Source organism: Ureibacillus suwonensis (assembly GCF_042655065.1).
In the GTDB taxonomy this organism is placed as follows: domain Bacteria; phylum Bacillota; class Bacilli; order Bacillales_A; family Planococcaceae; genus Ureibacillus; species Ureibacillus suwonensis.
Window position 1 is genome coordinate 1 of the sequence record NZ_JBHSNQ010000089.1, and the last position, 547, is coordinate 547.

At 43.7% G+C, this 547-nt stretch carries 1 protein-coding gene; it reads left to right on the forward strand.

Annotation, left to right across the window (positions count from 1 at the left end):
- A partial coding sequence (locus ACFPOH_RS10755; RefSeq protein ID WP_390309629.1) for a BRO-N domain-containing protein occupies window positions 1-547 on the forward strand: 547 nt, incomplete at both ends.

The window sequence follows — 547 nt, forward strand, 5'->3', positions numbered from 1 at the left end:
CGCTATAAGCACCGTTTAGATAAATTTTCAGTTGTCACCAAACTGACGACAACTGATGGCAAAGCCTACGACACTATTCTTTATACTGCAAAAGGTGTCTATGAAATCTGCCGATGGAGCAGACAACCAAAAGCTGATGCGTTCTTCGACTTCGTATATGACGTTCTGGAAGGTCTTCGCAAGGGCGATTATCAAATCACTCCAACTACCCCCAAACTGACGGTGGTTGAAGGTGATGAAGCTCGTAAACTTGAATTAGAAGCTCGTATTCGTAATGCAAAGACCAGACAAGCGAGATTGCTCGTAAATGTAGCTGACAAGTTCAAAGACATTCTCCCAAAGGAACAGATTCAGATACTCATAGGAAACGCCACAGAGCTTATTTCAGACGTTCCAATGCTTCCTAAACCCGAAATACCTAAAACCTACACAGCAGGGCAAATAGGGGCAATTCTGGGCGTTTCAGCCAACAAAATAGGTCGTATCGCCAACAAGCATGGATTAAAAACCGATGAATACGGTATATGGGTTCTCGATAAGTCCCGAC